Source organism: Vibrio sabulosilitoris (assembly GCF_055391395.1).
The window spans coordinates 2,984,958-3,005,253 of the sequence record NZ_AP029599.1 but is presented as its reverse complement, the minus strand read 5'-3'; the positions used below and the strand labels follow the sequence as shown (position 1 = coordinate 3,005,253).

The 20,296-nt window shown below is 51.0% G+C and carries 17 protein-coding genes; 12 read left to right on the top strand and 5 right to left on the bottom strand.

Translation table 11 applies throughout. The features are described from left to right. Positions 1 to 112: 112 nt before the first annotated feature. A complete protein-coding gene (gene seqA / locus ACZ5R2_RS14110) occupies positions 113 to 691 on the top strand; it encodes a replication initiation negative regulator SeqA (RefSeq protein WP_464899979.1) in 579 nt (192 codons plus the stop codon). A gap of 88 nt (positions 692 to 779) precedes the next feature. Continuing rightward, positions 780 to 2,426, top strand: coding sequence for a phosphoglucomutase (alpha-D-glucose-1,6-bisphosphate-dependent) (pgm, locus tag ACZ5R2_RS14105; protein ID WP_464899978.1), 1,647 nt, complete (start codon positions 780 to 782; stop codon positions 2,424 to 2,426). A 451-nt stretch (positions 2,427 to 2,877) separates the two neighbouring features. Here the strand turns inward: pgm and ACZ5R2_RS14100 are convergent, their stop codons facing one another. Continuing rightward, positions 2,878 to 3,633 carry a DUF1853 family protein gene (locus tag ACZ5R2_RS14100; protein WP_464899977.1) on the bottom strand — a complete coding sequence of 252 codons (756 nt, stop codon included), beginning with the start codon at positions 3,631 to 3,633 and terminating at the stop codon, positions 2,878 to 2,880. Between the two features lie 95 nt (positions 3,634 to 3,728). Here ACZ5R2_RS14100 and ACZ5R2_RS14095 point away from each other — a divergent pair, with 95 nt between their 5' ends. Continuing rightward, positions 3,729 to 4,487: a Nif3-like dinuclear metal center hexameric protein gene (locus ACZ5R2_RS14095; protein WP_464899976.1), complete on the top strand. Its 759-nt coding sequence runs from the start codon at positions 3,729 to 3,731 to the stop codon at positions 4,485 to 4,487. Between the two features lie 226 nt (positions 4,488 to 4,713). On the opposite strand, the gene ACZ5R2_RS14090 is transcribed toward ACZ5R2_RS14095, so the two are convergent. Beyond that, complete coding sequence (locus tag ACZ5R2_RS14090; protein WP_438457617.1) at positions 4,714 to 6,003, bottom strand: citrate synthase; 1,290 nt, start codon at positions 6,001 to 6,003, stop codon at positions 4,714 to 4,716. Between the two features lie 397 nt (positions 6,004 to 6,400). On the opposite strand from ACZ5R2_RS14090, the gene sdhC reads away from it, so the two are divergent. The 8 genes from sdhC (at position 6,401) to sucD (ending at position 16,029) form a co-directional block, all read left to right on the top strand. Next, positions 6,401 to 6,793 carry a succinate dehydrogenase cytochrome b556 subunit gene (gene sdhC, locus ACZ5R2_RS14085; protein ID WP_464899975.1) on the top strand — a complete coding sequence of 131 codons (393 nt, stop codon included), beginning with the start codon at positions 6,401 to 6,403 and terminating at the stop codon, positions 6,791 to 6,793. Continuing rightward, a complete protein-coding gene (sdhD, locus tag ACZ5R2_RS14080; RefSeq protein ID WP_438457619.1) occupies positions 6,787 to 7,134 on the top strand; it encodes a succinate dehydrogenase, hydrophobic membrane anchor protein in 348 nt (115 codons plus the stop codon). Before sdhC ends, sdhD begins: the two co-directional genes overlap by 7 nt. After that, positions 7,135 to 8,901, top strand: coding sequence for a succinate dehydrogenase flavoprotein subunit (gene sdhA / locus ACZ5R2_RS14075; protein ID WP_464899974.1), 1,767 nt, complete (start codon positions 7,135 to 7,137; stop codon positions 8,899 to 8,901). A gap of 14 nt (positions 8,902 to 8,915) precedes the next feature. Continuing rightward, a complete protein-coding gene (locus ACZ5R2_RS14070; RefSeq protein WP_438476111.1) occupies positions 8,916 to 9,626 on the top strand; it encodes a succinate dehydrogenase iron-sulfur subunit in 711 nt (236 codons plus the stop codon). Between the two features lie 94 nt (positions 9,627 to 9,720). Next, positions 9,721 to 12,546, top strand: a complete 2,826-nt coding sequence (gene sucA, locus ACZ5R2_RS14065; protein WP_464899973.1) for a 2-oxoglutarate dehydrogenase E1 component — start codon at positions 9,721 to 9,723, stop codon at positions 12,544 to 12,546. Positions 12,547 to 12,574: 28 nt separating this feature from the next. Continuing rightward, positions 12,575 to 13,786: a 2-oxoglutarate dehydrogenase complex dihydrolipoyllysine-residue succinyltransferase gene (gene odhB / locus ACZ5R2_RS14060; RefSeq protein ID WP_464899972.1), complete on the top strand. Its 1,212-nt coding sequence runs from the start codon at positions 12,575 to 12,577 to the stop codon at positions 13,784 to 13,786. A 204-nt stretch (positions 13,787 to 13,990) separates the two neighbouring features. Beyond that, positions 13,991 to 15,157, top strand: coding sequence for an ADP-forming succinate--CoA ligase subunit beta (gene sucC, locus ACZ5R2_RS14055; RefSeq protein ID WP_464899971.1), 1,167 nt, complete (start codon positions 13,991 to 13,993; stop codon positions 15,155 to 15,157). Further along, positions 15,157 to 16,029, top strand: coding sequence for a succinate--CoA ligase subunit alpha (sucD, locus tag ACZ5R2_RS14050; protein ID WP_464899970.1), 873 nt, complete (start codon positions 15,157 to 15,159; stop codon positions 16,027 to 16,029). Before sucC ends, sucD begins: the two co-directional genes overlap by 1 nt. Before the next feature lie 172 nt (positions 16,030 to 16,201). Here sucD and ACZ5R2_RS14045 read toward each other — a convergent pair whose 3' ends face one another. Continuing rightward, positions 16,202 to 17,527, bottom strand: coding sequence for a Na+/H+ antiporter family protein (locus ACZ5R2_RS14045; RefSeq protein ID WP_464899969.1), 1,326 nt, complete (start codon positions 17,525 to 17,527; stop codon positions 16,202 to 16,204). A gap of 17 nt (positions 17,528 to 17,544) precedes the next feature. Next, positions 17,545 to 18,189: a ribonuclease T gene (gene rnt, locus ACZ5R2_RS14040; protein WP_464899968.1), complete on the bottom strand. Its 645-nt coding sequence runs from the start codon at positions 18,187 to 18,189 to the stop codon at positions 17,545 to 17,547. Between the two features lie 293 nt (positions 18,190 to 18,482). Here rnt and motY point away from each other — a divergent pair, with 293 nt between their 5' ends. Further along, positions 18,483 to 19,328: a flagellar protein MotY gene (motY, locus tag ACZ5R2_RS14035; protein ID WP_464902372.1), complete on the top strand. Its 846-nt coding sequence runs from the start codon at positions 18,483 to 18,485 to the stop codon at positions 19,326 to 19,328. 257 nt (positions 19,329 to 19,585) lie between these two features. Here motY and gloA read toward each other — a convergent pair whose 3' ends face one another. Beyond that, positions 19,586 to 20,002: a lactoylglutathione lyase gene (gloA, locus tag ACZ5R2_RS14030; protein ID WP_464899967.1), complete on the bottom strand. Its 417-nt coding sequence runs from the start codon at positions 20,000 to 20,002 to the stop codon at positions 19,586 to 19,588. Positions 20,003 to 20,296: the final 294 nt, after the last annotated feature.

Genomic DNA, 20,296 nt, shown 5'->3' with positions numbered 1-20,296 from the left:
GTTTTAATAATTGTGCTGCTTGGGTGTTGTTATTTACAGTAAGATCCCTAGCATCTTAGGATGACTTGGGTATAATTCCTCAGAGTTTAAACATTGAGATTGTGAAAAGCGAATGAAAACAATTGAGGTTGATGAGGATCTTTACCGCTACATTGCTAGCCAAACCCAGCACATTGGCGAGAGTGCGTCAGACATTCTACGTCGCCTGCTAAAGGTTGATCGAAACGGTCAGGCAGCACCAACGCAAGTTGCACCTGCGATGGGTATGCCTGCAGCGGAGAGTCTTGCAACGCAGGAGCCCCAAGGCATTGTAGTCAGTAAAGATGCGGGTCGCATCAACGGCGTAGATAATATTAAAGAGATGCGATCGCTATTGATCTCAGATGAGTTCGCGGGACTGAAGAAAGCGATTGATCGCTTTATGTTGGTGCTTTCGACTCTGTACACACTGAGCCCTGAAGACTTCGCCGAAGCGATGCAGGTTAAGGGCCGCAAGCGCGTTTACTTTGCGGACAATGAGCAGACCCTGCTTGAGGGTGGTAAGACGACCAAGCCAAAGGCGATTCCAAATACACCATTTTGGGTGATCACCAATAACAACACCAGCCGCAAGCGTCAGATGGTCGAGCAGCTTATGGCTCGAATGAGCTTTCCAGCTGATTTGATTGAAAAAGTCACACTGTCAATTTAAAGAAATTGGATGTAAACCTCATAATGCTGGGATCAAAATCAGTACTATGGGGTTTTTTTTATTTTTGTAATTTAGAAAGGATGTCGTCATGGCTATGCACCCACGTGCAGGACAAAAAGCGCAACAGCAAGACCTGCATAATATTCCAGCCCTAGTGTCTAACTACTACCTACTGCAACCACAGGCCTCAAACCCTGAGCATAAAGTTCAGTTCGGTACTTCTGGCCACCGCGGTACGGCGGACAAAACCTCTTTTAATGAGCATCATATCGTCGCCATTGCCCAAGCAGTTGCTGAAGTGCGTGCGGAAAAGGGCACAACAGGTCCTATCTTTGTCGGTAAAGACACCCACGCTCTATCTGAGCCAGCGTTTGCCAGCGTGATTGAGGTGTTGGTCGCGAATGGGGTTAAGGTGATCGCTCAGGCGAACAATGGTTACACGCCAACGCCTGGCGTGTCACATGCGATCCTGACTCATAACCTAGCTAATGAAGCGAAAGCAGATGGTATTGTGATCACACCATCACACAACCCACCGCAAGATGGCGGTATCAAATACAACCCAACTCACGGTGGTCCAGCAGAGGGTGAACTTACTCAAGCTATCGAAGACCGTGCCAATGCACTGATCGCTAATGGTCTAGAGGGCGTTAAGCGCATGCCTTTGGCGCAAGCAAAAGCATCTGATCTATTCGTTGAGCAAGACCTGATCACGCCGTACGTGAATGACTTGACCAATGTGATTGATATCGAAGCGATTCAGAAAGCCAACCTAAATATTGGCGTTGATCCACTGGGTGGCAGCGGCATTGATTACTGGCGTCAAATTGCCCAGACCTACAACCTGAACCTGACCTTGGTGAGCGAAGCGATCGACCCAAGCTTCCAGTTTATGTCGCTAGACAAAGATGGCGTAGTCCGCATGGACTGCTCATCGCCGTACGCGATGGCAGGTCTATTGGCGCTGAAAGATCAGTACGATCTTGCATTCGGTAATGACCCAGATTACGACCGCCACGGCATTGTGACGCCAAAAGGTCTAATGAACCCTAACCACTTCTTAGCGGTATGTATTGATTACCTTTACCGTCATCGCGACGGTTGGGCGCAAGATGTTGCTGTGGGTAAGACGCTGGTATCAAGCGCACTGATCGATCGCGTAGTTGCTGACCTTGGTCGCGAGCTGTGTGAAGTGCCTGTTGGCTTCAAGTGGTTTGTTGACGGACTATACTCAGGCAAGTTCGGCTTCGGCGGCGAAGAGAGTGCGGGCGCGTCTTTCTTGCGCAAAGATGGTACGCCATGGGCAACGGACAAAGATGGCATCATCTTGTGTCTACTTGCTGCTGAGATCACCGCTGTGACGGGCAAAAACCCACAAGAGTATTACGAAGAGCTGGCCGCTAAGCATGGTGAGTCTCAGTACAACCGTATTCAAGCCGTCGCAAATGGCCCACAAAAAGATATTCTGAAGAAGATGTCTGCCGAAATGGTCACTGCTGATACGCTAGCTGGTGATGCCATCACTGCCCGCCTAACACACGCCCCAGGCAATGGCGCAGCCATCGGCGGCCTAAAAGTCACCACCGACAACGGCTGGTTCGCTGCTCGCCCATCAGGCACAGAAGACATTTACAAAATCTACTGTGAGAGCTTCAAAGGCGAAGAGCACCTAAAACAGATCGAAGCGGAAGCGCAGGAAATCGTTAACCAAGTTTTTGCTAACGCTGACCTTTAGGTTTCAGTTTTAGTATTCGTGTGAGGGGTTGGCTTGGCCGGCCCCTTTTTGGTTAAGAGGCGAGAGTCGAGATCGGGCTTTGCCCTGCGAGTACGCTACGCTCGAGGTGGTGGAATACTTGACAGCAGTGGTCAGGGTTGAAAAAATTTCTCGCTTCTCGCTTCTCGCTTCTCGCTTCTCGCTTCTCGCTTCTCGCTTCTCGCTTCTCGCTTCTCGCTTCTCGCTTCTCGCTTCTCGCTTCTCGCTTCTCGCTTCTCGCTTCTCGCTTCTCGCTTCTCGCTTCTCGCTTCTCGCTTCTCGCTTCTCGCTTCTCGCTTCTCGCTTCTCGCTTCTCGCTTCTCGCTTCTCGCTTCTCGCTTCTCGCTTCTCGCTTCTCGCTTCTCGCTTCTCGCTTCTCGCTTCTCGCTTCTCGCTTCTCGCCTCTCGCCTCTCGCCTCTCGCCTCTCGCCTCTCAGCGGTCGTTAGGCCAGCAATCGCGCACAATAAACCAAAACACCCCATCGCGCGTCTGAGCGTGGGTAAAGCGTCCTGTAGGGGACGCAATAGGCTGAGTGAAATCAGTGCGGCCACAGGCCCATAGAGGCTTTTCTAGGCGGTATAGTGGTTGGTCTATCTGGTGGAATCGGTGTTGATAGCACCAAAAGCCGTTGATTTGGCTTGGATTAAGCTCATAGCCTAGGCAGTGTTTGGGGATGGTTTCTGGCTCGAATGGGTTGGTGTAGAGCCGGCCCTGGATCAGGAGTCGCTCGGTGATGTTGGTCAGGTGAGGGTAGCGCGCGCAGAAAATATCGGTGCTGCTCATGGCGAGTTGATGGGAGAGCATCCGTTTGAGCTTTTTGTCGAGGCGATCGCGTGCATTTGGCCCATACCATAGTGACTGGTGGAGCAAGTAGAACTTGATTGCTACCTCCCAGTGTTCGAATTGATTGAGCTGAGTGTCGCGCAAAATTAGGTCGATGGCGCCTATGGTTTGCCCTGTTGGTGCTTGGATTTGTACCTCTTGCAACTCGAGCTGATAGCGATCACTGTGGCTGAGTTTCTCGGTACACAGGTGTTGATAGAGAAAGCCCAGGCGAGAGTTGCCTTGGTAGGGCTCAAGTGGGTGGTGCGTGTGAGGCAGGTGTTGCAAGTCCACCATGGGTTCATGCAGCTCAAACAGTGAGGGCGCACGGCCAATCCAGTCATAAAAGCGTTGCAGGTCGCTCATTGTCACTCCTTGTGCCTTGGTATGGGCAACATCACTAGCATCACTATACGGCTTCGAATACACTTTGCCAAAAGCAGAGTAATGGAACCTGGAAAATGAACAATCTCGAGCTAGAAAAAATACTCAATCAAAAGCTGTCACCACAGCTGATTAAAGACTACGCACCAAATGGCCTCCAAGTAGAGGGCAACGCTCAGATCAAACGCGTTGTTACCGGTGTCACTGCCTCTCAGGCGTTGATCGATAAAGCTATCGATCTACAAGCCGATGCCTTGCTGGTTCATCACGGCTATTTCTGGAAGGGTGAGCCTGAGCCGATCCGTGGCATGAAGGGTAAGCGCATTCGTGCTTTAATCAAAAATGATGTCAATCTATACGGTTACCACCTCCCATTGGACATCCACCCTGAGCTAGGTAATAACGCAGAGCTTGCTCGCTTACTGGAAATTGAGATCGAGGGTGGTCTCGAGGGACATCCACAATCCGTTGCCTTGTTTGGCCGCCTAAAACAGCCATTGAGTGGCGCTGAATTTGCCGAGCGTATCAACAAGGTGCTTGACCGTGCTCCACTGCATATTGCCCCGGAGAATCAAGACAAGATGATTGAAACAGTCGGTTGGTGCACCGGTGGCGGTCAGGACTTTATCGAGCTTGCCGTGCAACACGGCCTAGATGCGTTTATCTCTGGCGAGATCTCCGAGCGCACCACCTACACCGCACGCGAGATGGATATTCACTACTACGCCGCAGGCCACCACGCCACCGAACGTTATGGCATCAAGGCGCTTGGCGAGTGGTTGACGCGTGAGCATGGGTTGGATGTGACGTTTGTGGATATCGATAATCCTGTATAAAAACAGGGGCGGGGAGCGGGTTTCACTTCGTTCCGAGGAACGAGGAGTTCATCGTACACGATGATATTGTCGCTCCCAATTGAACAAAAAAGGCTTGAACATCGTTTAAGCCTTTTTTTGGTCATTGGTAAGAGCTTAGAGACGGTACGTGTAACTCACCACTCGCACAGAACTCCTCGCTCCCCGTAGGGCAAAGCCCGTCCCCGAACCTCGCCCCTGAGCTGTTTTATTCGCGTTCGTGGATCGGTGCGAATTCACGCTGCTCTTGGCCGGTGTAGAGCTGGCGTGGGCGGCCGATGCGGTTTTCTGGGTCGCTGTGCATCTCGTTCCAGTGGGCGATCCAGCCGATGGTGCGTGACATAGCGAAGATCACGGTGAACATTGAGACTGGAATACCAATCGCTTTGAGGATGATACCTGAGTAGAAATCGACGTTCGGGTAGAGCTTCTTATCGACGAAGTACTCATCAGACAGCGCAATGCGCTCTAGCTCCATTGCTACTTCCAGTAGTGGGTCTTTGATGTTCAGCTCGCTAAGCACCTCATGACACGCCTCACGCATTACCGTTGCACGTGGGTCGTAGTTCTTGTACACACGGTGACCAAAGCCCATCAGACGGAACGGATCGTCTTTGTCTTTGGCGCGCTCAACGTATTCAGGGATCATATCGACGCTGCCGATTTGCTCAAGCATACGCAAACACGCTTCGTTAGCACCGCCGTGAGCAGGGCCCCAGAGCGAGGCAATACCTGCTGCGATACAGGCGAATGGGTTAGCGCCTGAAGAGCCGGCAAGACGTACCGTCGAGGTCGATGCATTTTGCTCATGGTCTGCGTGTAGGGTGAAGATTTTGTCCATTGCACGGGCAACCACAGGGTTGACTTCGTACTCTTCACACGGGTTGGCAAACATCATATGCAGGAAGTTTTCTGCATAGGTCAAATCGTTGCGTGGGTAGATAAAAGGTTGTCCCACCGAGTATTTGTAACACATTGCCGCCAAGGTTGGCATTTTTGAAATGAGGCGGAATGCCGCAATTTCACGGTGCTCATCGTTGTTGACGTCTAGAGAGTCGTGGTAGAACGCAGCCAGTGCGCCAACCACACCACACATGACAGCCATTGGGTGCGCATCACGACGGAAGCCGTGGAAGAAGCTAGCGATTTGCTCGTGCACCATAGTGTGGCGCGTGACAGTGGTTTTGAACTGTTCGTATTGTTGGCGAGTCGGTGCTTCGCCGTAGAGAAGAATATAACAAACCTCTAGGTAATCAGCGTTGTTAGCGAGCTGATCGATCGGGAACCCACGGTGAAGCAGCACGCCTTTGCCACCATCGATGTAGGTTATCTGAGATTCACAGGATGCAGTGGCAAGAAAGCCGGGGTCGAACGTGAAGTATCCGCTGGCTCCCAACTTACGAACATCGACGACTTGTGGACCGATAGACCCGTCCATAATCGGCAGTTCGATTGGTGCTTTTCCTTCGATATGAAGGATCGCATTCTTATCCGCCATAACAATCTCCTTTGTTTATTTTTTAATCCATCCAGGATGTTTGTGTGCCATTTTTTTACGTGTCTTGAGCGCTAAAGTCAATTTTTCTCCTGTGTTGTGTGCACTTGTTACGCTTTTTTATAACGATATGGTTAAAAATATGTGCCAGGTAGCAAAAATTGTTACACTAATTGTATTACAATGTTACAGGTCGTATATTTACGACGTTGATTTAACCTTAGCCCATACAATTCAAGGCGATAAGCGAAGATATAATTCGCACCTTGAACTAAAAATCACGGATTTGACATAAAAAATTAACCCACGAAGAGGGGTGTTTGTTTCAAAAATGTGAATTTTAGGGCTCTAGCGTTCGAAATTACAAGATTTCGAAAAAAAGCTTAGACAACAGAGCAAAGTGAGCAAGCCCGTGAAAGAAAAAAAGTCAAGACCAGTTAATTTAGACTTGCAGACTATACGCTTCCCCATTACCGCAATCGCTTCGATCTTACACCGAGTCTCAGGGGTGATTACCTTTGTCGCGGTAGGGATACTGCTATGGCTGCTTTCCATATCCTTACAATCCCCCAATGGATTCATGCAAGCCACCCACATTGTAGACGGCTTTTTGGTAAAAGTGTGCCTGTGGGGCATTTTGACCGCTTTGGCCTATCACATCGTAGGTGGTATTCGACATTTAGTCATGGATTTAGGCTACTTTGAGGAGCTGGAGGCCGGTGCAATGACTGCCAAGGTGGCGTTTGTTGTGACTGGAGTGCTCTCGCTCCTAGCTGGAGTATTGGTATGGTAAAACACGTTTCTTCCGTCGGTCGTAACGGGGTGCACGATTTTCTCTTGATTCGTGCATCCGCGATCATTATGACCTTATACACACTCTACCTCGTCGCGTTTTTTATGTTTTCCGGCGATATTTCTTATCTCGATTGGACGCAGTTCTTCTCAGGCACCTTTACCAAGGTTTTCACCATGCTGGCGCTACTCAGTATTTTGATCCACGCATGGATAGGGTTATGGCAGGTGCTCACTGATTACATTAAGAATGCAATGCTGCGCGGTGGTTTGCAGCTCGGCGTGATTGCCGTGCTGTTGGGTTACCTATTCTCGGGTCTGTTTATTTTGTGGGGTGCATAAGTGACTATTCCAGTTAGAGAATTTGACGCCGTCGTAATCGGCGCTGGTGGTGCAGGGATGCGCGCTGCACTGCAAATATCAGAGCAGGGGCTAAGTTGTGCCTTGCTATCTAAAGTTTTTCCCACTCGCTCGCACACTGTGTCCGCCCAAGGCGGCATTACCGTCGCGCTCGGCAACTCGCACAAAGACGATTGGCAGTGGCATATGTACGATACCGTCAAAGGGTCTGATTATATCGGTGACCAGGACGCGATTGAGTACATGTGTAAAAATGGCCCCGCATCGGTGATTGAGCTTGAGAAAATGGGGCTTCCCTTTTCTCGTTTTGATAATGGAACTATTTATCAGCGCCCATTTGGCGGCCAATCGAAAGAGTTTGGTGGCGAGCAAGCCGCGAGAACTGCAGCCGCAGCTGACCGTACCGGTCATGCTCTGCTGCACACGCTTTATCAACAGAACATCAAACACAAAACCACGATCTTTTCCGAGTGGTATGCACTCGACCTAGTCAAAAACCAAGACGGCGCAATCATGGGGTGTACCGCTATCTGTATGGAAAGCGGTGAAATCAGCTACTTCAAATCGAAAGCAACGGTACTAGCTACGGGCGGCGCAGGGCGCATCTACGCCTCTACCACCAATGCCCATATCAACACCGGTGATGGGGTTGGCATGGCACTGCGTGCCGGCGTACCGATGCAAGATATGGAGATGTGGCAATTCCACCCAACCGGTATCGCCGGAGCGGGCGTATTGGTTACCGAGGGCTGTCGCGGTGAGGGCGGATATCTGTTAAATAAAGATGGTGAGCGCTTTATGGAGCGCTACGCGCCGAACGCCAAAGACTTGGCCGGTCGTGATGTAGTTGCACGTTCAATGATGATTGAGATCCGTGAGGGGCGCGGTTGCGACGGCCCTTGGGGCCCACATATCAAGCTTAAGCTCGATCATTTGGGCAAAGAGGTGCTTGAGTCTCGTCTACCGGGTATTTGTGAGCTATCGCGCACCTTCGCCCATGTTGACCCAGTCAAAGAGCCGATTCCGGTTATCCCTACCTGTCACTATATGATGGGCGGGGTCCCGACCCAAGTCTCTGGTCAAGCGATCAAGCAAGGTAACGATGGGTTGGATGTTGAAGTTCAAGGCTTGTTTGCTTGTGGTGAGATTGCTTCTGTTTCAGTGCATGGTGCGAATCGCTTGGGCGGTAACTCACTGCTTGATTTGGTGGTGTTTGGTCGAGCAACTGGGCTGCATCTGGGTGAAACGCTCGCGGCGCAAGCCGAAGCGCGCCCAGCAACGGCTTCTGATATTGAAGCCTCGCTTGAGCGCACCATGCGTTGGGAAAACAGCACTGGCGGTGAAGATCCGGTACAAATCCGCAAAGACCTGCAGACCTGCATGCAAAACAGCTTCTCGGTGTTCCGTGAGGGTGAGGCAATGGCTACCGGTCTTGAGGAGCTTAAAGGGATCCGTGAGCGACTAAAAGACGCCCACCTTGCCGACAAGTCTTCCGAGTTCAATACCCAGCGTATCGAGTGCTTGGAGCTAGATAATCTGATGGAAACCGCTTTCTCGACGGCTGTCGCGGCCAACTATCGCACTGAAAGCCGTGGGGCTCACGCCCGATTTGATTTCCCAGATCGCAACGATGACCAGTGGCTGTGTCACTCTATCTATAACCCGGACTCCGAGCAGATGAGCAAGCGTGATGTCAATATGGCGCCTGTCTACCGTGAGGCGTTTCCACCGAAAGCCCGTACATACTAGGAGGAGGACCGATGATGAAACTTAACTTCTCTTTGTACCGCTATAACCCTGATGTTGATAGCAAACCCTTTATGAAAGACTACGAGCTTGAGGTTGAAGAAGGCTCAGACATGATGGTGCTTGATGCCCTGATCCAGCTTAAGGAGCAAGACCCATCGATCGCTTTTCGTCGCTCATGCCGTGAGGGGGTCTGTGGCTCCGACGGCCTAAATATGAACGGTAAAAATGGCCTCGCGTGTATTACGCCATTGTCGGCCCTTGAGGGCGACAAGATCGTGATCAGGCCGCTACCCGGTCTACCGGTTGTGCGTGACTTAATTGTCGACATGACCCAGTTCTATGACAACTATGCCAAGGTGAAGCCGTTTCTGGTTGATGAGGGCGCGCAGCCGCCATCACGAGAAAACCTGCAGTCGCCGGATGAGCGTGCTCATCTTGATGGCCTATATGAGTGCATCATGTGTGCGTGTTGTACGACGTCATGTCCGTCGTTCTGGTGGAACCCGGATAAGTTTATCGGGCCGGCAGGCTTATTAGCGGCGTATCGATGGTTGATCGATAGTCGCGATACAGCAACAGATGAACGATTATCCGATCTCGACGACGCATTTAGCGTTTTTCGTTGCCATAGCATCATGAATTGTGTAAGTGTTTGTCCTAAGGGGCTAAATCCAACGAAAGCCATCGGCCATATCAAGTCGATGTTGGTTAATCGTTCGATTTAATAGTGTTAAAAAGAATTGCCGATCCTATATTGGATCGGCATACAAGCTCGGCAAAGACCGCAGCAAACGTGAAAACTACTGGTTAAGGGAATATATGCACAACGGCGTGATGAAGGCATGGCTCGAGTCTTCACACTTGGCTGGCGCCAATGCAACTTACGTAGAAGAGATCTACGAACAGTATCTCAGTGATCCCGATCTGGTAAGTGAGGAGTGGAAACGTGTATTTGAGGATCTCCCAGCTCTCAAACAAGAGGTGACAGAACAGCCTCATTCACGCGTCCGTGACTACTTCCGACGGCTCGCTCAAGAGACTAAGCATTACAATGTCCAAGTTAGTGATCCTGATGTCGATGCAAAACAAGTAAAAGTCCTGCAATTAATTAATGCGTACCGCTTTCGCGGTCACGAAGCCGCCGCTCTAGATCCTCTGGGTCTGTGGCAGCGCCCACCTGTGGCTGAGCTCGACCCAGCCTTCCATACCCTCACTGACGATGACTTCGAAGAGACGTTCAACGTCGGCTCCTTTGCGATAGGTCAAGAGACCATGAAGCTGCGCGATATCTATGATGGATTGCGCAAGATTTACTGTGGCTCGATTGGCGCTGAATACATGCACATGACCAACACCGAACAAAAACGCTGGATCCAGCAGCGCTTGGAGTCGGTCGTCGGTCAGCCTTCGTTTAGCCTCAAGGAAAAACAGACCTTTCTCGAAGAACTCACTGCCGCTGAAGGCCTTGAGCGTTATCTTGGCGCCAAGTTCCCAGGCGCGAAGCGCTTCTCACTCGAAGGGGGCGATGCGTTGATCCCAATGACTAAGGAGCTGATCCGCCATGCTGGTAAGACGGGCATGCGTGAGGTGGTGATTGGTATGGCGCACCGTGGTCGCTTGAATATGCTGGTTAACGTTTTGGGCAAGAAACCGCAGGACTTGTTTGATGAGTTTGCGGGTAAACACGACGAGACCTGGGGCACGGGTGACGTTAAGTATCACCAAGGCTTCTCAGCGGATTTTGCAACACCAACCGGTGATGTGCACTTGGCGCTGGCGTTCAACCCTTCACACCTTGAGATAGTCAATCCTGTGGTGATTGGCTCGGTGCGGGCGCGTCAGGATCGCTTAGGTGATAAAAACGGTAGCACGGTATTACCTATCACTATTCATGGTGACTCGGCAATCGCAGGCCAGGGTGTGGTGGCAGAGACGTTCAACATGTCTCAGGCTCGCGGCTTCCAGGTTGGCGGTACGGTGCGGATCGTGGTCAACAATCAAGTTGGTTTTACCACGTCGAATCCGCGTGATACGCGCTCGACTATGTACTGCACCGATATCGCTAAGATGGTGCAGGCGCCTATCTTCCACGTCAACGCCGATGACCCAGAGGCGGTGGCGTTCGTGACTCGCATTGCGCTGGATTACCGCAATGAATTCCGCAGCGATGTCGTGATTGATCTGGTGTGCTATCGCCGCCATGGTCATAACGAGGCTGATGAGCCCAATGCGACTCAGCCATTGATGTACCAGAAGATCAAAAAGCACCCTACACCACGTAAGCTCTACGCGGATGTGTTGATCGAGCGTGGGGAATATGACATCGAGTTCGCCACCCAGATGATTAACGAATATCGCGACGCGCTGGATCGCGGTGAGGTGGTGGTGAAAGAGTGGCGGCCGATGGCACTACACTCTGTTGACTGGTCACCGTTTATTGGTCACGACTGGGATGAGGAGTGGGATAGCCAATATGATCCCGAGCGCCTTAACGAACTTGGCCAGCGCCTGTGCCAATACCCAGAAAGTCACAAGCTGCAGAGCCGGGTAAACAAACTCTATAATGATCGCAAGGCGATGATATCGGGCGAAAAACCGGTCGATTGGGGGATGGCGGAAACGCTGGCTTACGCCACGCTGGTGGATGATGGCAAGCGCATTCGTATCTCAGGTCAGGACTCGGGGCGCGGTACCTTCTTCCATCGTCACTCCGTCTTGCACAATCAAGACGATGCCAGTACTTATATGCCGCTGGCGAATATTCACGATAAACAAGGGCCATTCCAAGTGTTTGACTCGGTGTTATCGGAAGAGGCGGTGCTGGCGTTCGAGTATGGTTATGCGACCGCGGAGCCGGGGGGATTGACGATTTGGGAAGCCCAGTTTGGTGACTTTGCCAATGGTGCACAAGTCGTGATCGATCAATTCATCTCCTCTGGTGAGCAAAAATGGGCCCGTTTGTGTGGCCTGACGATGTTGTTGCCGCATGGCTACGAAGGGCAAGGCCCAGAGCACTCATCCGCCCGTCTTGAGCGCTATCTACAATTGTGCGCTGAGCAGAACATGCAAGTAGTGGTGCCATCAACACCGGCCCAGGTTTATCACATGATCCGCCGTCAGGTGGTGCGCCCAATGCGCCGACCTTTGGTGGTCATGTCGCCAAAATCCTTGCTGCGCCATCCTCTGTGTGTTTCGTCACTCGAGGAGCTCTCTCAGGGCACCTTCCAGTCCGCCATCGGTGAGATTGATCAGCTTGAGGCGAGCAAAGTCAAACGCGTAGTGTTCTGCTCTGGCAAGGTCTACTACGATCTGCTTGAACAGCGTCGTAGCAATGACCAAGACGATGTAGCGATTGTTCGTATTGAGCAGCTCTATCCCTTCCCATTGGCGGAAGTGCAAGCAGCAATTGCACCGTATACCAATGTTGAAGACTTTGTTTGGTGTCAGGAAGAGCCGCAAAACCAGGGGGCTTGGTACTGTAGCCAGCATAATTTCCGGATGGCCATTCCGACAGGAGCAGATTTGAAATACGCAGGGCGTCCGGCATCGGCGTCACCCGCGGTAGGTTACATGTCTGTGCACCTGAAACAACAAAAAGCGCTGGTTCATGACGCGCTAACCATCAGCTCGCAATCCTCGGATTAAGAACTAGAAATTAAAGGAAGAGATAACTATGACAATTGAAATTCTGGTTCCAGACTTACCTGAATCAGTTGCCGATGCAACCGTTGCAACCTGGCACAAGCAACCGGGCGAGGCCGTTGAGCGCGACGAGGTTCTTGTCGACATCGAAACCGATAAAGTGGTGCTCGAAGTGCCAGCACCGGAAGCTGGTGTGCTTGAGGCTATCGTCGAGTCCGAGGGCGCGACGGTTTTCTCTAAGCAGCTCATTGCTAAGTTAAAAGCTGGCGTCATCGCTGGTGAACCCACCACCGACACGACCAAAGAGACCGAGTCATCACCGGATAAGCGCCACAAGGCCACTTTGACCGAAGAGTCGAATGATGCTTTAAGCCCAGCGGTGCGCCGCCTACTGGCAGAGCACAGCCTACAGGCCAGTCAAGTGAAGGGCACCGGTGTTGGTGGTCGTATCACGCGTGAAGATATTGAAGCCTACCTTGCTCGTCCGCAACCTGCTGAGGATACGGATGAGACCGTGTCAGTCAAAGAAGCACCAGCGGCAGCTCGCAGCCAAAAACGTGTGGCGATGACGCGCCTGCGCAAGACGGTCGCCAATCGACTGCTTGAGGCTAAGAACAACACCGCGATGCTGACCACCTTTAATGAGGTCAACATGAAACCGATCATGGACTTGCGTAAGCAATACAAGGATCAGTTCGAGGAGCGTCACGGCATTCGTCTTGGCTTCATGTCGTTCTACGTTAAGGCCGTTACTGAGGCGCTCAAGCGTTACCCAGAGGTCAATGCCTCTATCGATGGTGATGATATTGTCTATCACAACTACTTCGATATCAGCATGGCGGTATCAACGCCGCGTGGTCTGGTGACGCCTGTTCTAAAAGACTGCGACACACTAGGCTTTGCGGATATTGAAAAGGGCATTAAGGAGCTCGCTATCAAAGGTCGCGATGGCAAGCTTACTGTAGATGAATTGATGGGAGGGAACTTCACCATCACTAACGGTGGGGTATTTGGTTCACTGATGTCGACGCCAATCATTAACCCGCCACAATCTGCCATTTTGGGCATGCACAAGATCCAAGAGCGCCCAATGGCGGTAAACGGTCAAGTGGAAATCCTGCCGATGATGTATCTGGCACTTTCTTATGACCACCGTTTGATCGACGGACGAGAGTCTGTTGGCTTCCTAGTGACAATTAAGGAGCTACTAGAGGACCCAGCACGTCTGCTATTGGACGTTTAATATCGCTAAAACGTCTAGCAGCCCTCTGTCGCTAGACGTTATTTTTAGCTAAGGCTAGACTGGCTCGACGTTTGGCCTTCACTTAAACTGCCTTGGTTGATATCTGGCAGTTTAGTTGAGAAGACCCTACAGATGCCTTGAAAGGCATTATGGAAATAATAAATCCCTTGCACTAGTAAAAGGGAAAACAAACGGAATATCGAAATGAACTTGCATGAATATCAAGCCAAACAGCTGTTTGCCGAATTCGGTTTGCCTGTACCGGAAGGTTATGCGTGCGACACGCCTACGCAAGCCTTCGAGGCAGCTGGTCGCATTAACACGCCCAAGAAAGTGGTCAAATGTCAGGTCCATGCTGGTGGTCGCGGTAAAGCCGGCGGCGTCGAACTTCACGATACGAAAGAGGGTGTAAAAGAGTTTGCGCAAAAGTGGCTAGGAAAAAACCTAGTGACTTATCAAACGGACGCGAATGGCCAGCCAGTATCGAAAATCCTTGTTGAAGAGGCATCTAATATTGCCAACGAGCTCTACCTCGGTGCGGTTGTCGATCGTTCAACACGAAAAATCGTGTTTATGGCGTCAACCGAGGGCGGTGTTGAGATTGAAAAGGTGGCGGAAGAGACGCCTGAGCTGATCCACAAAGCGGCGATTGACCCGTTAGTCGGCCCTCAGTCTTATCAGGGACGTGAGCTGGCTTTCAAGCTTGGATTGGCCGGTGAGCAGATCAAACAGTTCGTTAAGATCTTTATGGGTCTTGCACAGATGTTTACTCAGTATGATCTAGCCCTACTTGAGATCAATCCGCTGGTGATCACAGGTGAAGGCAATCTTCTGTGTCTCGATGGCAAGATTAATATCGACTCTAACGCACTCTACCGTCAGCCAAAATTGCGTGAAATGCACGATCCCAGCCAAGAAGATGAGCGTGAAGCGCACGCTGCTCAATGGGAGCTGAACTATGTAGCCTTGGACGGTAACGTCGGCTGTATGGTTAATGGTGCGGGTCTGGCAATGGGCACCATGGATATCGTTAACCTCCATGGCGGTAAGCCAGCCAACTTCCTTGATGTGGGTGGCGGCGCGACCAAAGAGCGTGTGGCAGAGGCGTTTAAGATTATTCTGTCCGACGACAACGTAAAAGCGGTCTTGGTGAATATCTTTGGCGGCATCGTACGTTGCGACATGATCGCTGAGGGGATCATCGGCGCGGTGAAAGAAGTCGGTGTGACTGTACCTGTGGTGGTACGTCTTGAAGGAACCAATGCCGATCTTGGTCGTGATGTGCTTGCAACATCAGGACTAGATATTATCGCAGCAGAGTCACTTACAGACGCTGCACAGAAAGTGGTTGCCGCTGCGGAGGGTAAATAATGTCAGTACTAATCAATAAAGACACCAAAGTTATCTGCCAGGGATTTACTGGTGGACAGGGTACGTTCCACTCGGAGCAGTCTTTGGCTTATGGCACCCAGCTAGTCGGTGGTGTGTCTCCGGGTAAAGGTGGACAAGAGCACCTAGGCTTACCTGTGTTCAATACCGTCCGTGAGGCTGTTGAGGTCACTGGGGCAACCGCATCCGTTATCTATGTACCTGCACCTTTCTGTAAAGATGCAATCCTAGAAGCAATTGATGCGGGTATCGAGCTGATTGTCACCATCACCGAGGGCATCCCAACCACGGATATGATTGATGTGAAGGTTAAGCTTGAGGAAACTGGCACTAAGATGATTGGTCCAAACTGCCCAGGTGTCATCACCCCTGATGAGTGTAAGATCGGCATTATGCCAGGTCACATCCATAAGAAAGGTAAAGTGGGCATTGTATCGCGCTCAGGTACCTTGACCTATGAGGCGGTTAAGCAAACCACCGATGAGGGCTTTGGTCAGTCAACGTGTGTTGGTATTGGTGGTGACCCGATCCCAGGTTCGAACTTTATCGACATCCTCAAGCTGTTTGAGGAAGACCCAAACACAGAAGCGATCGTGATGATCGGTGAGATTGGCGGCACAGCCGAAGAAGAGGCAGCGGCGTTTATTAAAGACAACGTCACCAAACCTGTCGTCTCCTACATTGCCGGTGTCACCGCCCCTCCAGGCAAGCGTATGGGCCACGCAGGCGCCATCATCTCAGGCGGTAAAGGCACCGCCGACGAGAAATTCGCCGCCCTAGAATCGGCTGGCGTGCGCACCGTAAAAAGCCTAGCCGACATAGGCTCAGCGTTACGCCAAGTAACCGGCTGGTAATTTTCTCATAAGATCAAAAAAGGCTTGGGATTCCCAAGCCTTTTTTAAGGTTCGAGGTGCGAGTATCACTTCGTTCCGAGTATTGAGGAGTGCGGCGTACGCTTTTCTCACCTCTGCTTTTCCTCGCTCCCCGTAGGGCAAAGCCCGTCCTCGAACCTCGCCCACCTTTATTTTAGAGAATCATAGCCGCAAGCCAACCAAAGGCGATAAGCGGTAGGTTGTAGTGTAAGAAGGTCGGAACAACGGTTTCCCAGATGTGCTCGTGTTGACCGTCGGCGTTTAGGCCAGACGTTGGGCCGAGCGTCGAGTCTGAGGCAGGCGAGCCTGCATCACCTAGTGCCGCGGCTGTACCAACCAGCGCGATGGTGGCCATTGGTGAGAAACCAAATGCCGCCGCAAGCGGAACGTAGATGGTGGCAATAATTGGGATGGTAGAGAATGATGAACCAATACCCATGGTCACCAAAAGACCCACGATCAGCATCAGCAGCGCCGCGAGTGGTTTGTTGTCACCAATCGAGGTGGATAGCGCATCAACCAAGGTCTCGACACCGCCAGTTTGCTTCATTACCGCCGCAAAGCCTGCAGCCGCGATCATGATAAAGCCAATCATCGCCATCATCATCACGCCGCGAGTAAACACGTCTTGGGTGTCTTTCCATGCGATCACGCCGCCAAAAGTGAAGACCATAAAGCCGGCTAGGGCACCGATAACCATAGAGCCGGTTGAGAGTTGAACAGACAGGGTCGCGACAATCGCGAGTACGGCAACCAAGATATTCTTTTTATCGACTGCAGCAGGGTTTTCTTCTACGTGCGTTAGCTCAGTTTCTTGATACTCACGAGGTTTGCGGTAGCTAAAGAAAGTCGCAGTGAGTAGACCAAACAGCATGCCGGCAGCAGGTAGCAGCATTGCCGTAGGGACTTGCGCGGCGGTCACGCCCTCAAGGCCATTGTTGTGCAGGTTGGTCAACAGAATGTTGTTGAGGAAGATACCACCGAAACCGATCGGCAACACCATGTATGGTGTAACTAGACCGAAGGTCAGCACACAGGCGATCAAACGGCGGTCAAGCTTGAGCTTGGCAAACACGCCTAACAGAGGTGGGATCAAAATTGGAATGAACGCGATATGCACAGGCACAACATTCTGTGACGACATGGTGACTAGAACCAGAGCAATCAAAACCAGATATTTGAGGCCCATCGAGGCAGCCCCATGCTCTTTGCCATGAATTTTTTTGATCACGCTTTGCGCGAGTAGGTCCGTCAGACCCGAACGTGAGATAGCGACAGCAAAGGCACCGAGCATCGCATAGCTAAGTGCGATAGTCGCGCCACCGCCAAGACCGCTCTCAAATGCGGCCACGGTATCGTTAAGGCCCATTCCTGCGATGAGGCCACCGACAATGGCACTAAAGGTCAATGCCACGACAACATTAACGCGCATCAATGCTAGCAGCAGCATGATACAGACTGAAATTACAACCGGATTCATATTATTCTCGTGTAGTGTTATTTTTCTTCAATGATTGGCCATCCGCCAAGCGCTTTCCACTTATTGACGATGCCGCAGAACAGCTCAGCAGTTTTTTGTGTATCGTATAGGGCTGAGTGTGCTTCCTTATTGTCAAACTCCATCCCCGCGACTTTACACGCTTTGGCAAGCACGGTTTGGCCATACGCAAGGCCGCTTAGTGCCGCTGTATCAAAGGTAGCAAAGGGATGAAAAGGGACGCGTTTTAATTTGCAGCGTTCACTGGCCGCCATAACAAAGCTGTGATCAAAGTTGGCATTATGAGCAACCATGATCGCGCGGCTACAGTCTGCCGCTTTTTGTTCTTTGCGAACCAGTTTATAGATTTCTCTGAGTGCTTCCCCCTCACTGACAGCGCCGCGTAGTGGGCTGAAAGGATCACGAATACCGTTAAACTCGAGCGCCTCTTTTTCCAAGTTAGCGCCTTCAAATGGCTCGACATGGAAGTGAATCGTCGACGCCGGGTGTAGATTGCCCTCTTCATCCATGCGAAGGGTGACTGCGCAAATTTCAAGCAAGGCGTCAGTTTGGGCGTTAAATCCTGCGGTTTCTACATCGATTACCACAGGGAAATAACCTCTAAAGCGCTTTTTAAGCGTCAATGCTTCGTTTACTACACTCATATCAATTTGGTTCTGCAAATTAAGGCGTTGCATTATTACAGAAAAAGAGGCATTTCTGAATCGATTTTGTTAAGCGATGACGTGTTACAAGCTCAGGTGAGGGGTTTAATACTTGCTTGAAACAGCATGATTATCATAGCCGGGATCTCGACAATAATCTGTTAAGGCGTTGGACAATATGGCGAGAAAATTGCATCATTTCTCACAGCGGCAAGGTTTGCCTCTTTTAGTTGCTAGCAGGTACAGGTGAAGGTTTTTTAATGAAGTCAGTTCTAGGTTGGTTGTTGCCAGCGATGGTATTCGTGGCATTTGATGCGCAAGCCGTCGCCAAAAAATATGGTTCGACCCCAGAGCAATCGACATGGGAAATGATCGCCAATACGCCGTTAGAGTGCCGAATGGTACACCCGATCCCAAGCTATGGGGATGCAGAATTTTCTTCACGGGCAAGTAAGCGGATTAACCTTGATTTTGAGCTCAAAATGCGCCGGCCGATGGGTGAGACCCGAGACGTGAGTCTGATATCGATGCCTGCTGCTTGGCAGCCGGGAGACAGCGCCGATCGTGTAGCGAATGTCCAATTCTACCAGCAGTTTGATGGCTACATTGGCGGCCAGGCCGCATGGGGGATCTTAAGTGAGCTGGAAAAAGGGCGCTTTCCAACCTTTAGCTACCAGGAGTGGCAGAGTCGCGATCAACGTATCGAAGTCGCGCTATCGCCTGTTAGTTTTAAGGCAAAATATTCCGTATTCAGCGATTGTGTCGCCAACTTGCTGCCGTACAGCTTCGAGGACATTGCCTTCACCATTCTTCATTACGACCGTGAAAGCGTTAATCTCAACAAGGCCTCGTTGCAGCGCCTAGAGCAGATCGCTGAATATATTCGTCATAACCCAGATATCGACCTGGTATTGGTGTCGACCTACACTGGAACCGAAGAGGCCCGCAGCGTAAGCCAGAGCTTATCGGATAAGCGTGCCAAGGTCTTACGTGACTATTTCGAGTCCCTAGGCTTACCAGAGCATCGCATCCAAGTACAAGGCTACGGAGACCGACGCCCAGTCGCCGACAACACCTCACCAATCGGCCGCGACAAAAACCGCCGTGTGGTGATCTCGCTTGGGCGAACTCACGTTTAAGACAGAGGCGAGAATCGAGAGACGAGAGGCGAGTAGTTTCAGCGATCGCCCGTTGCTTCTCGCAGAAAAGTAAGCCCGCCACTCGCTTGTGTTTCAGGTTAGCCGTCAATACACGCCTGCGGCTAATGGTTCTGAATCAGTTCTATCATCTTAGAATTCTACCGACACAGACCCGCGGATTGAGAGGTGAGAAGTTTCAACGAGCACCCCTCGCCTCTCGCAGCGAAGCGATCCCGCCTCTCGCCTCTAATTAAGAGTTAGCCGTCAATCCCAGCCTGCGCTTGACGGTTTTGAATTAGCTCGATCATGTAACCGTCAGGGTCTTTAACAAAGGCGATCTCTGTTGTGCCGCCCATTACTGGGCCTGGTTCACGGGTTACGTTGCCGCCATCGGCTTTGATGGCATCACAGGTGGTGTAGATATCATCAACACCGATCGCGATATGACCAAAGGCTGAGCCTAAGTCATATTCTGTTGTACCCCAGTTATAAGTCAGTTCAATCACTGCACCGCTAGACTCGTCACCGTAGCCGACAAACGCCAGTGTGTACTTGTATTCACTGTTTTCGTTGGTGCGTAGTAGGTTCATTCCCATGACCTTAGTGTAAAACTCAACTGAGCGATCGAGGTCACCCACTCTTAGCATGGTGTGCAGAACGCGACCATTAGCCATAATCCTTGCTCCTAAATGTGTTTGATAGAAAACTTTATACCCAAGCAACCTCACGATGCAGTTTCAGCGAGGTCACTTGGGTATAACACTATATTACGCAACCCAGTCCGAAGAGTAACAATAATATTAAATTATTGATTTTATTAAAGGCTGTAATCAAGCTGCAAATCAGACAAAAACAGCGGACACCTTACAATTATAAGACAATTGGGTGGGTGAGTTTGCTGATGATCAGGTCGACAAAACCACAATGACTTCGAGTATTGAAAGACGAGTTTGAATAAAAATCTGACT

Coding starts and splice junctions, on each gene's coding strand:
- rnt (WP_464899968.1), bottom strand. CDS start 18,189: ATGAGTGTAGTAAACGAAGCATTGACGCTTAAAAAGCGCTTTAGAGGT.
- seqA (WP_464899979.1), top strand. CDS start 113: ATGAAAACAATTGAGGTTGATGAGGATCTTTACCGCTACATTGCTAGC.
- sdhD (WP_438457619.1), top strand. CDS start 6,787: ATGGTAAAACACGTTTCTTCCGTCGGTCGTAACGGGGTGCACGATTTT.
- sucC (WP_464899971.1), top strand. CDS start 13,991: ATGAACTTGCATGAATATCAAGCCAAACAGCTGTTTGCCGAATTCGGT.
- pgm (WP_464899978.1), top strand. CDS start 780: ATGGCTATGCACCCACGTGCAGGACAAAAAGCGCAACAGCAAGACCTG.
- motY (WP_464902372.1), top strand. CDS start 18,483: ATGGTATTCGTGGCATTTGATGCGCAAGCCGTCGCCAAAAAATATGGT.
- ACZ5R2_RS14095 (WP_464899976.1), top strand. CDS start 3,729: ATGAACAATCTCGAGCTAGAAAAAATACTCAATCAAAAGCTGTCACCA.
- ACZ5R2_RS14090 (WP_438457617.1), bottom strand. CDS start 6,003: ATGGCGGATAAGAATGCGATCCTTCATATCGAAGGAAAAGCACCAATC.
- odhB (WP_464899972.1), top strand. CDS start 12,575: ATGACAATTGAAATTCTGGTTCCAGACTTACCTGAATCAGTTGCCGAT.
- sucD (WP_464899970.1), top strand. CDS start 15,157: ATGTCAGTACTAATCAATAAAGACACCAAAGTTATCTGCCAGGGATTT.
- ACZ5R2_RS14045 (WP_464899969.1), bottom strand. CDS start 17,527: ATGAATCCGGTTGTAATTTCAGTCTGTATCATGCTGCTGCTAGCATTG.
- ACZ5R2_RS14100 (WP_464899977.1), bottom strand. CDS start 3,633: ATGAGCGACCTGCAACGCTTTTATGACTGGATTGGCCGTGCGCCCTCA.
- sucA (WP_464899973.1), top strand. CDS start 9,721: ATGCACAACGGCGTGATGAAGGCATGGCTCGAGTCTTCACACTTGGCT.
- ACZ5R2_RS14070 (WP_438476111.1), top strand. CDS start 8,916: ATGAAACTTAACTTCTCTTTGTACCGCTATAACCCTGATGTTGATAGC.
- gloA (WP_464899967.1), bottom strand. CDS start 20,002: ATGGCTAATGGTCGCGTTCTGCACACCATGCTAAGAGTGGGTGACCTC.